This window comes from Haloprofundus salinisoli, assembly GCF_020097815.1.
In the GTDB taxonomy this organism is placed as follows: Archaea; Halobacteriota; Halobacteria; order Halobacteriales; family Haloferacaceae; genus Haloprofundus; species Haloprofundus salinisoli.
The window spans coordinates 118136-131717 of sequence record NZ_CP083664.1 but is presented as its reverse complement, the minus strand read 5'-3'; the positions used below and the strand labels follow the sequence as shown (position 1 = coordinate 131717).

Sequence of the window (13582 nt, the reverse complement as noted above, 5' to 3'; positions counted from 1 at the left end):
ACCAACGGGTTCGGAACTAGCTTGTGAACGTTTTCTGTCGTTCGCAACTTAACTTGGACGTGCTCGTGAACAAAGGGTTGGTGGAGAAGGGCACGATTAACCGGCGCACGAATTCATACCAGATCACGAATCGAGGGGAGGAGAAGTTGCGTAAGCGGCGTGAGTGGGAAAACGAGAAAGTAGAACGTGAATTAGAGGAGGCGCTTACCGTATAACCACAAGAATGCAGAATTTCCTCAATTCAGGATGATGAATAGAACACGCAATCATTGTCGATGACTGCAAACCGCGTAAGTTCGTGGTCATTCGCGCGGTTAGGGTCGAAAATGTCCACGACGGTGTGGCCTCGCGCGATGAACCAATCGGCGACGATACATCGGTGACACTTTATAGCATCCTGCTACCTCGATGCTGAATACGTCGATTGCGATACCGACGGCAATAGAACGACCAGCCAGTCAATAATGTCTGCAATACAAATACGGGGCCGGGTGCTTTATTTTCTGAATCGAAGTATAACAATTGGAAATATGAGTGACTCGGAGGCAATCTCACGGCCAGCCGATACGATGCGTGAACGGGTCGGCGAGACTCGTGTGAGGATCTGGTTTCTCATTAGCGCGAATCGGTGGCTCGTCACCGGTATCTTACTTCTGATCACGTATCTCATCCTGCTCTTCGTTCACGTGGTTGGCCCGACTTCACCACAGAAACTCGTGACGACCAGTGGGATAGGTTCACTATTCGGCTCGATGGTCATCGCCATTGTCACGAGTGTCACTCTCGTCCTCTCGATCTCCCAGTTCGTGCTCGCCGGGGAAATCGGCGCACTCGGTCAACAGCGCGAGCGCATGTCGAACGAGACCGAATTTCGTGAAGAGGTAGAGAAGGCCGCGAGCATCGGTGTAAGTTCCGCCGAACCATCCCGCTTCCTCCAAACACTCATCGATATGGTTGATACGAACGCAAGAGGGCTTAGCGATGCGGTTTCCGAGAGTGACAACTCAGAGCGGTTCGACGAAGTTGCTGAATACGCAGCCGGTCTCATCGATCACAGTCAAAAAATCAGCGATGAGTTGGAAAACGCAGAGTTCGGATCGTTCCAGATGTTGCTCCCCGTATTGGACTACAACTACCCGTGGAAGGTGTTTGCTGCACGGACGCTCCGAGATAAGTACACCGAGTCGCTCCCGGAAGAGGCAGACGATGCATTCGGCGACCTGATTGAGGCGCTCCGATTCTTCGGGCCAGCCCGCGAATACTTCAAGACACTCTACGTTCAGTGGGAGATCATCAATATTTCACGCGGAGTGCTGTACGGGGCGATGCCGACCCTCGCACTCGCCGCCTACATGATACTCGAGTTCGACGCTGCGAAAATCACTGGCACAGTGTTCGGCGTCAGTACTGCCTACCTCGTCGTCAGTGCCCTCTACGTACTCACGCTCATTCCGTTCGCCGTATTGCTCGCCTACCTGCTTCGCGTACTCACGGTTATGAAGCGAACGCTCTCGATCGGGCCGTTCATCCTCCGAGAGACCAAGCACCTAGAAGAAATTCGCAACGAGGAGTCAAGTGAAATACAAGAGGAAACATGATCAGAGATGGGAGTACAGTGTCACGATTATTTCCAATGACGCCTTGTAATGGTCACCGTGTCTGAATCAGAAAACATCTCGCCGGTGGATTCGGCAACCGACCGCCTGATACGGTGGGTTTTACTTACGGGTGGGAGTGTTCTACGTCGCACTACTGGGCGTCACCTTCTGGCACCGCGAGCGCCATGCCAAGGGTGAATTCCGTGAAGGGGACCCGGACGACTGGAAAGAGACAGACCGATAAATTCGTTCTCTGTACTTATCGAAGCCATTCCCCACATCGAGGTGAATTCTCGCCAGCTGATTTAGAGTGAAACAGTCACTCGGTAAGTGTGCTTACTGCGCGAAATCCGTGCTATCAACTAACTGGTGGCTGCTCTTTTGCTAGGAGTAATACAACTAACTCGCCCTCTCGGACATCAACGAAGTCAGTCTCCAGTCGTGGTTGTCGCTACGTCATGAATGGAGCGATCGACGCGATATGTTGGGTTACCGTCGCTACCCGGAGGATAAACGCTATCAAGAGCGCAAGAGGGATGAGCCCAACCACAACCGTCAGAAGAGTGAAGACGAATACCACTGGCATAGGGGCAGCCGCTGTGGGATAGGAAGCAATCTGGATGAGTAACGCGACCGGGAGAGGAACAGCCAGTATACCGACATACAAGAGGGATCGAGAGAGCTGCGCGAGTTCTTCCTTCATGAATATAGTTGTAAAGTACTGTCGAGCGATATCGAGATTCTTCAAATCCGCGCTCAAGGCATCGAGTGTGGAGAGCAGTTGTTCGTGATCACCTCCCTCGTAAGCCGACTCGAGCCGATGACAGTCGTGAATGTAGGTCGCGTATTCGATACCGAGGAGGGGAACGATTACCGAAGAGAGCTTATCTGATGCTGTCTCGAGTTGCTCGCTAACCTTAGCACATTTCTCAGGTAGTTTATCGATAAGATGGGTACCAGGTTCGGTGGTAGAATCAGAGAGGAGTTCCGCGAGCGAACCGGCGCGCTCTTGGGTCTGCTGAAGGAGCTGTTGCAGGAAGTCGTCTGGATCGGTCGGTGGTGCCGGCTGGGTGAGGGCTGCCTGCCGGTAGTCGGCTGTTCGGCCAACCTCATCTCGGAGCGACCCCGGTGACTCCAGTTCTTGGGAGAGGATCACTTGGCTGAGCGCGACCACAAGGGTGATGAGCGTGATATTCCCCCCGACCAATGCGCTCGCAATGTACATCAGCGGTGTGAGACTGTGGATGGCGAACCGCGAGAAGAGAGGCACAAGCACCACCACAACCATGGCGGAGAGCACGCCAGCGGTGACGCTGAATCGATGTCCGGAGAGGAGCAGCCATCGGCTGAATCGGTCGTCCATTCGTTGATCGTTCTTCGTCGGTCAGCCGGAAAAGGTGAAGGTTAGGTGCCTTTCCCACATCGCCTCTGCATTAGAAGTCGATTTTCCAATTACGAACGATCTTTGTCTCCCTTGCATGTAACACCGAGGCCGGGAAGTTTGCGTGACCGACTCGCGCTCTGTATTCAGCAACACCTCTACGAACTACTAAGGATCAGTCAGAAACACCGTGCGAGATACAGAGTATCTATTTAGTGAGCGGTAACTGGGCAGGAATACTGTTCGAGATATGATGGGGGACAGTGAAGATTTGTGTGTCGCGACCCAACGATCTGGTGTGGACCAGACTGACCCCAACGCACGAACGGAGCCAGAGGCGACAATCGATACCTCGCGGACCGTAGCGAAGAGCGGCCGTGAGTACATCTCGAAGGCAGCGCCGTATCTCCGGCGCGGTGTCGGATCGGGCGCAGTGACGGCGACCATCGGGGGGGTCGGCCTCCTCAGCGGCCTCCGAGCGTTCCTGGCCGGCAGGCGTAAGTTCGGGCTCGCTAGACTCGCTCTGGGAATCGGGTTCCTGACGGCTGCGCTCCTCCAGCGGCGGTCCCACAACCGCAGCGGAGAGCCCGACGTTGAGGAAACCGATGTGGTTGACACCGGGCCCGACGCCGATGCGATTGCCGATGAGGCCGGCGGCGCCGGCGAGGAAGACCACGCCGCCAGCGAGGCAACCGCGGAGATCGCGGACACGTCTCCGGACATCGAGGACGTGGAGTCGGGGCTCGAATCCGACGCTGACACCGACGCCGAGCCGGCATCGATCGACCAGCGCGAGATCGCCGACACCGGCGTCGATAGCGAGGACCTCGCGGAGGCAGTTGAGCGCGAAACGGGGGGCGCCGGTGGCGAGGAGGGAACGAGCGACGAGACGACGACCGAGGAGAGCACTGACGTCGGCGACGGCACCGAGACCGAGGATATCGATCGCCTGGGCGAGGCAGCCTTCGACAGTCAGAGCCTGGAGGTTCCGGCGCCACAGCAGGCGTTCAATCGGGGCTTTCTGGCGCACTCCTCTATGGTGTGTTGGGGCATCCGCGCACGCGATGACGCGGTGTTGATCGCCCAAGACTTCGACGCCATCGAGGGCCGCGACGGGGTGAAGTACGTCGCCAGCACTGAGATCGGTAAGGACGTCCGCGAGCTCCCGATCCCCGACTCCGTCCTCAACCACTGGGACGAGGTGGTCGGCGGCGGTATGGCCGTCACCGGCGGCGATGAAATTCTCTTCGTTACTACCGAGAGTCTTTCGACCGACGGCCTGCTTCGCGTCCTCCCTGCGGAGTGGGCCGACGGCCTGTCAGAGTGAATACTGGCCGACTCCGTGAACCGGGTTCATCTGAATCACGACATCCCACCCACGAACAGGTGACGATTCCGACGGATTCGAGTTCTCAGAGAAACTCGATGATTGCTCTGAACGCTCGACGATTACGGACTCCCGACACCGGTTCACCTCGAACTCACCGACGTGGCTTTCCCTGTTGCATACGCGCACTGTATTCAGCATACTCGCAGAAACCTACTCAGTCCCTGTCAGAAGTCACGTGCTGAATACAGAGGTTGAATCTACCAGAGAGTCCAAATTTATTCACGAGTTTAGACCGCTGACAAACGCCAACGCGATGTAGTCGGGCGCGGTATTCATGGAAATGTGTTCACTGACCACCAATCCTCGTAAGCCCACTCAGAATTCAGAAATAAGGCTCCCCTCCGCTGCGTGGAATTCGTTGAACCCTCTGACTCCCGCCGTGGTTGAGGTGGTACTCCTTCAGGAGATCGCAGTACGTGCCCTTCACGACCACGCCGGGCGCTACGCCAGGGACTTCGTGGAGTTCCTTCGCGCTACCGGCGATTACGTCCTCATCATAGGTGGCGATTTCCTACTCAGTTGTTTCCGTCGTCATCATCGTCGCCTCCAGTGACACGGAGACTATAAATACAGCGACATTACGACCACCAGCGTACTCTTGGGAAAACAACACAGCTCCGAATAGTCACGTCAGTCGAATAGAGTTAAATAGCGGTGCTGAAGATCCGTTAGCAACCCTCCATGATACGCGACGTTTCTCGGTGGTTCGAGTCGAAATCGTTCTCGGTACAGATTATCGTCTTGGCGCTCGTTCTCGACCCGCTCGGATTCGTAACAACAGCATATCTTACATCTACTGACCTTAGTTACCCAAGGTCGACGCGCTCGAAGCGCAAGTATCCGATCAAGACGGGAACGGCGCACCAGACGACGAGCATTGCCAGTCCGAAGAGATTCACGGCGAGGTGACCGCTCGCGGACAACCCCGGGTCGACTAGCTGGTGGACGAAGTAGCGACCCTGATCGAAGTTGCTCATCGGGTTTAGTCGGAGGACGTACTCGTACCAGGTCGGCCACGTAGACGGACGTAATGGGTTAAGCCCGGGCGACGTGCTCCCGGTGAACAGGAGTGCGAACGCGGGAATTGCTAGGCGATCCCAGAGTTGGAAGGGGCCGAAGAAGAGGAACAGTGCGAGACCCGCCGTGACAGCCTGCAACCGCGAGGAGACGGCCGCCGAGATTCCGACAATTATCCCGGCCCAGACGATGCCGTAGAACGCGACATAGCCAGCAATGGCGACGAACAGTGGGATGTCGAGGGTTCCATATATCACAAAGGTGACGACGCCAAGACCGAGTGTGGCGAGTGTGAGGATCACCACGAGGAGGGCCGACCGGCTGAGGAGCTTCCCGAAGACGAAATCCCGCCGGGTCGCTGGATGCCCGAACAGCACGCGTAGGCTGCCGGACTCTCGTTCACCTACGACAGCCCGGTACGCTGTAATCATCGCAACGGGCGCGACGAAGTACTGGAAGATTATTGGGATAAACCGAACCGCCTGCTCCGCTGAGCTGATGAAGTTTCCGTTAAGCATTCCGAGGTAGTCGGGTATCATCACGACCAGCAACACCAGGGCGGTACCCCACAGCAGCCGAGACCGAGCGGCATCGACGAAATCCCGCTTCGCGATGACCCAGAGCTTCGAGTTCATGCGTCCGGCTCCATTGCGATCCCGTTGGCCGTGTACTTCTCGAAGACATCTTCAAGCGACGTCTCCTCGGTCGTGATATCGGTGACGGTGGCTCCAGCCGATTGGACCTGGGAGATGACCGCTGCTTTGACGCCAGGTTCGGAACACGACACCCGAAGTGTCGCTCCGTTGATGGTCACACCCGTGACTCCCTTGATGGTCTCCAAATCGAGCGAGCCGGGACGGTCGTCCACGGTCAGGATTAGCGTCGACTCAGCACCTACTGACTCGCGCAGGCCCTCAACGGAGTCGACGGTGACGAGTTCGCCGCTGGTCATGATGCCGACCCGATCGCAGATGGCTTCGACCTGGTCGAGCAGGTGACTGGAGAAGAACACCGTCGCACCGCGGTCGACCTCCTCACGGACAATCTCTCGCATCTTCAGCGTGCCCGAAGGGTCGAGTCCGGATGTCGGTTCGTCAAGGATGAGCAGGTCTGGCTTGCCGACCAGCGCCATTCCAAGCGCGAGTCGTTGACCCATCCCCTTCGAGAATCCGCCGACCGAACGCCCGGCGTCGTCTGCTAGGCCAACGCGGTCAAGGACAGCGCGGGGGTCGTCGTCGCTTTCCTCCATCTCGATGGCGAATTTGATGTGTTCGCGCGCAGAGAGGCGGTCATACAGGCTGTACCCTTCAGGGAGGATACCGATTCGGTTGCGGATGGCCCGACTCCCCGTCCGCGGATCGTGACCCAGCACGGACACGTGCCCCGAGGTCGGCCGCACGAAATCCAAGAGAACGTTGATGGTCGTCGATTTGCCAGCCCCGTTCGGGCCGAGGAAGCCGAACACCTCACCCTCCTGAACGGTCAGGTCCAGATTTTGGACGGCGGTCACACCGTCGTATTGCTTCGTTAACTCCTCCGTTTTAATGGCAGCCATTTTAAAGGATTTTGAAGTCCCTAATGATAAGTCTCCTGGTCTGACGCATTTGCAGTATATTGTATCTCTTTAGACTTGAAAACTAACGGTGAGTAGACCAGAGATGTCGTCTAAGGAGTTCTGTGACCGACTCCACGAATTCGGTTTGCTGTAGCCTCAACGCGCCCGGTTTTTACTCGCGATGCGGTGTCTGGATTGCACTCGTAACGACGGGTACCCAGGATTTGCAGCGGAAACGGCGGGGTGTTGAAGAGGTGAGCGCCAGCGGGGGAGCGAGGCGACCTCGCTGAGCACTGCTTTCAGACTTACATATGTAGTCTTTCTGTAAACAAGAGACACGTTTGTCTCGATTTCACTCGCGATGCGGTGTCCCCAGAATTTGTAACGGAAACAGTGGGGTCTACGCCGGGTTTCACTTTCACCCCAGTCCACGAACATTTTTACTTACTGTCGACCGGCTGGTCACTATGCCTGAGTACGAAGACGACGACCGGTATGCGACCCAACGCGCACGGTACCTCTCGCGGAAAACGGAGCTCCGGATGGTTGAGGCGAAGGCGGTCGCCTACTCCGAGCGCGGATACTCAGTGTCCGGGATGGCCCGAGCAATGGACACGAACCCAGGAACTGCTCAGGGCTACCTCGAACTCGCGGAAGCTCAATACGGCTTCGAGATAACAGAAACGACACACCTCCCGGGAGAGGAGGTCGCCGACTACGAGCCTGTCGAACCCGGATATCACGAGACGCTCGCGCGTAAAGACGCCCAGACGTGGGTCGATCTCGTCGAGAAGCATCAGAAGCGACTTCCGGCGACGTGGGCCCACAACGTGCTCGACGCTGCACGAGAAGACGGATTTACACCGTCGACGAAGTAGTTACTCTGTACAATAATATTTGTACAGAGTAAATTCCCCATGCCCTGAAAGTACGGAAACCCGCCCTCGTGCGGTCTGATGCCCGGTTTGGCGGATGTCCTGATGGGGGGTGCGTCACCTGCTTCGACCGCGCAGAAGTCGATACGGCCGTTTTGAATGAACCACTTAGCACTATGCGGACTACTCAAGGACAGAAGTTAACCACGGTCCGGTTGATTGAGGGGGCGAGGGAGGTTGGGCAAGCACCCTCGTTGTGCAGCGCGGTCGCCGACGCTGGGGCTCGGAGCTCATTCGGCCCACGATTTCCACTTGACAGAGGCACCCCGCCCCAGCGCCGACAACCATCCTAGTGCGCCACAACTAGGAAAATAGCTCTTCGTACCGTCTAGTCTCCGCGATTGTTGTTATAATTTTATTATTTCTTCGTAACAGTCACGCCCGTCCCTCCTCGCAATTGCCGTTCAAGATGTTATTTATCGATCATATCGACTGCGATTGAATACTGTTTTAGCCTCAAGCTGACCTGTTTGGAATCTATGGGAACCGCAGACCTCCTCAACTATTTGCAGAGCCGCTCTGGGAGCTACCTTCGCGGTGCTGTGCAATACGATGATGGCGAGAACGATGTTCTCTACCTCAGAGGCGATGTTCGAGAAGAACGGATGCTGAGCGAAATCGATAGGATGCTTGCACGGTTGAAACCCGAATCGCTTGCAGCTGAGGAGCGCTCGTTCCCCCTTGGAGAACTCTACGTGACCGTTCGCCGCTTCGAAACCGCCATCATCATGCACTTTCCACGGGGTAAACAGCGGGGGATCGTCGTCTCGCTGGAACCTGATGCAGCACGCAACCTGAACCAGTTCACTACTGAATGCATCCAACAAATCGACAACTGAGTTACGCAGCGCTGCGAAGCCCGAGTTTCTCACGCGCTCGTCGAACGCCCTCGTCGACGTCGAGGCCGCGGCCGCAGAGGTGCCACAGCACGACGAACGGGTTGTACGGCGACCACTCGTAGTGTGCGTACACGCCGATTCTCCCATCTGAGCGCTCGAAGAGTATGATGTGCAGTTGCTTCGGAGCGACGAGCATCAGCGCGAACTGCGCCGGTCGCGAGAGCCGTGAGAACCACGGACCGTAGCCGAAGAATCCCCACGAACCCACCTCGGGACGACCGTCGGGTGACGTCTTGTGCGCGGCGATCGGCGAGGGGAGACCACTGAGACCGGTGAGGAGTTCCTCGGCACCGTCGACGCCGACGTCCAGGATGCCGACGTACTCGCGTTCGGAGAGTTCGTACGACGTGTAAAATCCGGCCTCCCGGGCCCCCTCGTCGACGGGTGGGAGAACCGACCGGAGCGTCCGCCAGAAGGCAGTCTCCCGGGAGAGGCCCTTCGCGCCGACACCATAGAAGAGGGCGGTCGTCGCGAGGAGACCATATTTGTGGTAGAAATTTCACCCAATGAGTATTTTCTTATATATGGCATAAACGTCACAGCGTTCTCTCTGCGGAATCTGCTAAAATATGTTCCCACTGTGTGTACCGATTCACCGCTCCTTTCTTTCAATCGATATGAGAGCGGACGTGCTGATAGAGCCACCTGCGTATAGAACAGTAATCGGTAGAAATTTCTCTGATTATTCTGGAATGGTGATTAATGCCCTCCAGCAAGTACAATATTTCGCTTCCTGAACTATCTCTCGTTATCGTGTTTCAACTTGGTTTCTGTATCTTGTTGCTTGCCGAGATTGCGGACGCTACACAGGGATACGGGACATTATTGGGCATGGCTGGATCCTTCGTCGGTGGTCTGACGGTAGTCGGTGCACTGCTGGCTTTGCTGGCACGGTAGATTCGGACTGGAAAACAGCTGATACGGCTCTGTTGAAACCCTCAGCCGATGATAAAAGCATCGTGCAAGATACAGAGGGTGTATCCATCATGGAGCTTCGTTTGTTTTCGTCTTCTCAACGCCGAACTAACCGCTCAGTAGGACTGAGAGTGTATCAATCATTTCCTCTATTCGACAATCCAGTAATTCAGAAAGGTCTATTGGGACGTTTTCTTCTATATGTAGTATGCGTTTCCGCCCTCCACTTCAGAATCGAGGTTTCGTCGGTCTAGCTCTCATTTTGTGTCTTCTGGTCGCTGGTTGTGCCGCACCAACGATGAGTCAACCGCCTACGTCAGAGACGATGTACGTGGCGAACGAAACTGTCGTCGAGTACACCCACCTCAATAACTTAGAACCGAATGAACGCCCACACGGACTTTCGATTCGGAACGATGAGGCCAATCCGGCCATCGTCACAGTGCGCGTGGAACGAGAGGGCGATGTCGTCTTTGATCGTACATATGAACTTGCACCGGATGCAGTTATCTCTGGAAATTTCACATACGAAGCGAACTACACTGTAACAGTCACACATGGAACTCACGTGGAGACGGTAAAGTTGCCACGCTCAACGTTTGACTGCAACATCGGGGGGACAGGGATTACAGTCGGCAAGTGGGGCCTTGACTCAGGAACCGGTGGGACACTGATGTACTGTCCCGAAGATCCGCCGGGTGATGGCTGATTTCGAAACACGTCTCTACTCGGCCTTCCCCTGTTAGAGTCTTCTTCTGCACCGAACGGTTGGTCCGCTACCTGTACCGAGCAATTCAATTCGCTCGCATTGAGTGCCGATCCGATGACCGATATGCGCTCTCTATTCAGCACAGTCGCTGGAACCTTTCTTCCCGCTGTCAGAGATCGCGTGCTGAATATAGAGGATGTATGCACCAGCACGGTCCTGTAGACGACATAGTTATTGTCCACTCCAGAGAGTGTCGCATCGTTTGAACGATTCGAAAGTAGCCGCGGTTGCCTCCTGCTATGGGGCTACTTGCTCAGCATAATCCGAGACGTAGACAGGGTGACGACAGGAATACTCCTCATCTTTGCCCGTGAGAGTCGTCCGGACGGTTCGGGGTGTGGCTTCGCAAAGGGTAGCGAACGGTATTTCGGGCTTTAGATGAACTTCATTTGACTGAGTGAAGTAAATAATACGATTGGCCTCTACGAACCACTCTCCATCGTTCACTCCATCTGCCTTCCTATAGTCGAAATGAAGTGTTCTCGTGAGAGAGACTCGATTAGCAACCGTTGATTCGACCGCTTCCGTGCTGACCCAGAGACACTTCGACTCTAACGAATTCTGAGAATCGACCGTTTGTTCTGTTTCGATCGGATTTGCCTTCCCACGGGCTGGCTCGTCCTGCCAATCACTGACGTGATCATGTGGGTCGAACGGTTGGCTAAAAAATCCTCTCCCGGAACAACCGGATATGGTGGGCAAAAGTGAAAAGCCGCACGAAGCAAGAATTGACCGACGCGAAATTCGAGGCATACAATCCCAAACGAAGATCCTCAATATATATTTGGGGAGTCCCGTATTTATTGGCGGAGTATCTGCTGCTCGGCATGCAAGATACACACCTTGTATTCAGTAGTCGGTAACTGAACTCTTCAACCACTGTCAGTAACGGGGTGCAAGATACAGAGGTTGTATGCAGCAGAAGAAGTATATTCGGTTGCACACAATTGGTATCACTGAGCTGAACTCATGTCTACAACACAAACTCGCCAAGTGATGTTCTCTGGAAAGTGGTGGATTCCAATTCTGATGATTCCGGTGCTCTTCCTCTTCTGGTTCTTGATGGCACTGTCGAACACTCTCTTAGCTCCGTACCTCGGAGTACAGTTTTCTGGGTATCTTACTGAAATCGCCTCAGTGCCAATCCTCCTGAGTTATGCGGTTTCTCTATTCGCACCGTTTGCGCTCTACCACGACCGTAAGTACGTCAGTGAGCGGTCTGAGTGGACGCCGACTCTCCTCTATCTGTTCGTGTTCATCCCACTGTTAAGCGTCCTTATATCAGGCACCTACCTTATCCAGCGACATCGGTTCATGAGGACTTCCTGATTCGGCCACTGGTTCCAATTGGACTGCGATAATGAGCTGCTGCTCCAAGTCGTGGATTGCAAGACACGCGCTCTCTATTCAGCACAGTCGCTGAAACCTCCTCAGGTTCTGTCAGAAGACGCGTGCTGAATACAGAGGGTCTATTCAGCACATAGTATCGTGGTACTCCTAGCGACGGACAACAATCCAAGACGGTAGTGTTGGTGGTCTTTTTGAATTGTGGATTCATACTGAAACCTGAATGGAAAAGAGCGAGACTATCGAAATCGAAGCGGTGAGATTTACTATCGATGTTGGTGAATACACTGCTCCCGAAGATCTCGAATGGGTTCCCGATGCGGCGGCTTTCGTTCTCCAGGTTCGTGACGGAGATGGTGGGGAGACCGAACAACGATACGGGTATACGTGTCTTGAGCACGCTTTTCTGCTACTCAATCGGCTCGAAACGCGAGAGTCAGGGAGGGTTCTTTGGGGGACGGGCCTGACTGAAATCCGTTTCAACGGTGATGAGGTATCGCTGTTTGGGAATCCTGAAATCGTCGGAACGGTCGGTGACCTCCGCTCGGCCACAGAAGACCTCGTCGAGCAAATTTTTGAACACATGCACCGGCACAACGTAGATACACGTAGTATCGCAACGAATGTTGCAGAAGGTCGGTTTGGTCCGTGGGAGATTGATCCCGTAGAAGTCCACGACCGACTAGTGGATTGAGTAGCGTTCGTTATACCAGCCTGATTGAGAATCCCGGAGTCGGTGCTGAAATCGCGCCTTGTATTCAGCACGGACACGACCAATCTATTTATTCTCCAGCAGTAATCGCGTGCTGAATACAAAGGATGGGTGCAGTAGATGGTCAGTGTTCGTTTCAGATTGTTAGCGATAATTCAGACGGTAACTAAATGTGCGATGCATCAGCCGATGGCTGAAATTCGGTAGTCAGTTCTCAAAATACACGGTTACACGGACGTTCTCCTCGCCGAATCTCTCCGCGTACGATGGCAAGTGTGTCCATAAAACCATTCCCACGGGCCTGCAATAACATCAGCACGAGTTGGATACTCAGTATATGCATATCGAGGGTCTGCGTCCTCGAAGTATGAATGCTCAGGGACCGCCTCTGGCGGAAGCTCAACCCGCTCACCCTCAAGGACGCGGTCGATAAGTTCCTCATCGTCAATAACCTCCTTGAGATTGTAACGTTTGGCACGCCGACGCACTATCGGGTTATCGTTTGCATCAGAGATAATATAACAGCGATTCTCCCCGGTTGTATCCCAGTCTACCTCGTGGAGTTCTTTGACTGTGAACCAAGTTGCGCCGAAGTATTCCAAGTTCTGTATTGTCTCTTCTTCCTCATCGATAAACTGGTCGAACCACATGCTTCTCTCCTCCGGCAGCCCCCGATGGGCGATAAAGGACGGTTCAAACTCGTAGCCGCCCGCTACGCCGAACAGAGCTTCAAATATCGTGTAGGCGCGTGTGACTAACCACGAAATGTTTTGGGCGAGTGGCCTGGGTCCCCTGTCAGTTCGCTCGATGAACCCATGGATATCGGTACCCATTTTCACCTCTGTTCTTCGCCGAAGGTTAACTGTTCTGCTGATATCGAATTACGGAACAACGAGAACTGGACGTGCTGAATAACTCCTCTATAGCTACTAATCCGATTCCTCGTCTACCGAGGAATTATCAGTAACCGATTCGCGCCCTCTATTCAGCACGGCCACCACAAACCGCCCAGTCCTTGTCAGAAACAGCGTACGAGATACAGAGGTTGTATTTAGCAACGCGGT

13 protein-coding genes and 1 pseudogene are annotated in these 13582 nt (G+C 54.7%); 9 read left to right on the top strand and 5 right to left on the bottom strand.

Annotation, left to right across the window (positions count from 1 at the left end; translation table 11 throughout):
- The first annotated feature begins 530 nt into the window (after positions 1–530).
- Together LAQ73_RS16300 and LAQ73_RS17825 are read left to right on the top strand one after the other, a co-directional pair.
- Positions 531–1598, top strand: a complete 1068-nt coding sequence (locus tag LAQ73_RS16300; protein WP_224271051.1) for a DUF7972 family membrane protein — start codon at positions 531–533, stop codon at positions 1596–1598.
- Between the two features lie 130 nt (positions 1599–1728).
- Positions 1729–1842: pseudogene (locus tag LAQ73_RS17825) on the top strand (DUF2270 domain-containing protein); the annotation flags it as partial.
- Positions 1843–2049: 207 nt separating this feature from the next.
- Here LAQ73_RS17825 and LAQ73_RS16295 read toward each other — a convergent pair.
- The gene (locus LAQ73_RS16295; RefSeq protein ID WP_224271050.1) at positions 2050–2961 is read right to left on the bottom strand and encodes a DUF7972 family membrane protein; all 912 of its coding nucleotides are present in this window, start codon (positions 2959–2961) and stop codon (positions 2050–2052) included.
- A gap of 316 nt (positions 2962–3277) precedes the next feature.
- On the opposite strand from LAQ73_RS16295, the gene LAQ73_RS16290 reads away from it, so the two are divergent.
- A complete protein-coding gene (locus LAQ73_RS16290) occupies positions 3278–4306 on the top strand; it encodes a hypothetical protein (RefSeq protein ID WP_224271049.1) in 1029 nt (342 codons plus the stop codon).
- Positions 4307–5050: 744 nt separating this feature from the next.
- The gene (locus tag LAQ73_RS17885) at positions 5051–5278 is read left to right on the top strand and encodes a DUF8141 family membrane protein (protein WP_486606360.1); all 228 of its coding nucleotides are present in this window, start codon (positions 5051–5053) and stop codon (positions 5276–5278) included.
- Here LAQ73_RS17885 and LAQ73_RS16285 read toward each other — a convergent pair.
- Entirely contained in the window at positions 5176–6021 is an 846-nt protein-coding gene (locus LAQ73_RS16285) for an ABC transporter permease subunit (RefSeq protein ID WP_224271048.1), read from the bottom strand. The genes LAQ73_RS17885 and LAQ73_RS16285 overlap by 103 nt on opposite strands.
- Positions 6018–6941 (bottom strand): ABC transporter ATP-binding protein, encoded by a 924-nt coding sequence (locus tag LAQ73_RS16280; RefSeq protein ID WP_224271047.1) that lies wholly within the window; start codon positions 6939–6941, stop codon positions 6018–6020. The genes LAQ73_RS16285 and LAQ73_RS16280 overlap by 4 nt, the downstream gene beginning before the upstream one ends.
- A gap of 467 nt (positions 6942–7408) precedes the next feature.
- Between LAQ73_RS16280 and LAQ73_RS16275 the strand changes: the two genes are divergently transcribed.
- Both LAQ73_RS16275 and LAQ73_RS16270 read left to right on the top strand, forming a co-directional pair.
- Entirely contained in the window at positions 7409–7819 is a 411-nt protein-coding gene (locus LAQ73_RS16275) for a hypothetical protein (RefSeq protein WP_224271046.1), read from the top strand.
- Positions 7820–8355: 536 nt separating this feature from the next.
- Positions 8356–8715, top strand: coding sequence for a DUF7522 family protein (locus LAQ73_RS16270; protein ID WP_224271045.1), 360 nt, complete (start codon positions 8356–8358; stop codon positions 8713–8715).
- A 1-nt stretch (position 8716) separates the two neighbouring features.
- Here the strand turns inward: LAQ73_RS16270 and LAQ73_RS16265 are convergent, their stop codons facing one another.
- Complete coding sequence (locus LAQ73_RS16265) at positions 8717–8983, bottom strand: hypothetical protein (protein WP_224271044.1); 267 nt, start codon at positions 8981–8983, stop codon at positions 8717–8719.
- Positions 8984–9010: 27 nt separating this feature from the next.
- On the opposite strand from LAQ73_RS16265, the gene LAQ73_RS16260 reads away from it, so the two are divergent.
- From LAQ73_RS16260 to LAQ73_RS16250, 3 genes are all read left to right on the top strand, one after another.
- Entirely contained in the window at positions 9011–9430 is a 420-nt protein-coding gene (locus tag LAQ73_RS16260) for a hypothetical protein (protein WP_224271043.1), read from the top strand.
- Positions 9431–10015: 585 nt separating this feature from the next.
- Positions 10016–10399: an Ig-like domain-containing protein gene (locus LAQ73_RS16255; protein ID WP_224271042.1), complete on the top strand. Its 384-nt coding sequence runs from the start codon at positions 10016–10018 to the stop codon at positions 10397–10399.
- A 1630-nt stretch (positions 10400–12029) separates the two neighbouring features.
- On the top strand, positions 12030–12500 hold the full coding sequence (locus tag LAQ73_RS16250; protein ID WP_224271041.1) for a hypothetical protein: 471 nt from the start codon (positions 12030–12032) through the stop codon (positions 12498–12500).
- Between the two features lie 245 nt (positions 12501–12745).
- On the opposite strand, the gene LAQ73_RS16245 is transcribed toward LAQ73_RS16250, so the two are convergent.
- Positions 12746–13351: a hypothetical protein gene (locus tag LAQ73_RS16245; RefSeq protein WP_224271040.1), complete on the bottom strand. Its 606-nt coding sequence runs from the start codon at positions 13349–13351 to the stop codon at positions 12746–12748.
- Between the last annotated feature and the right edge of the window lie 231 nt (positions 13352–13582).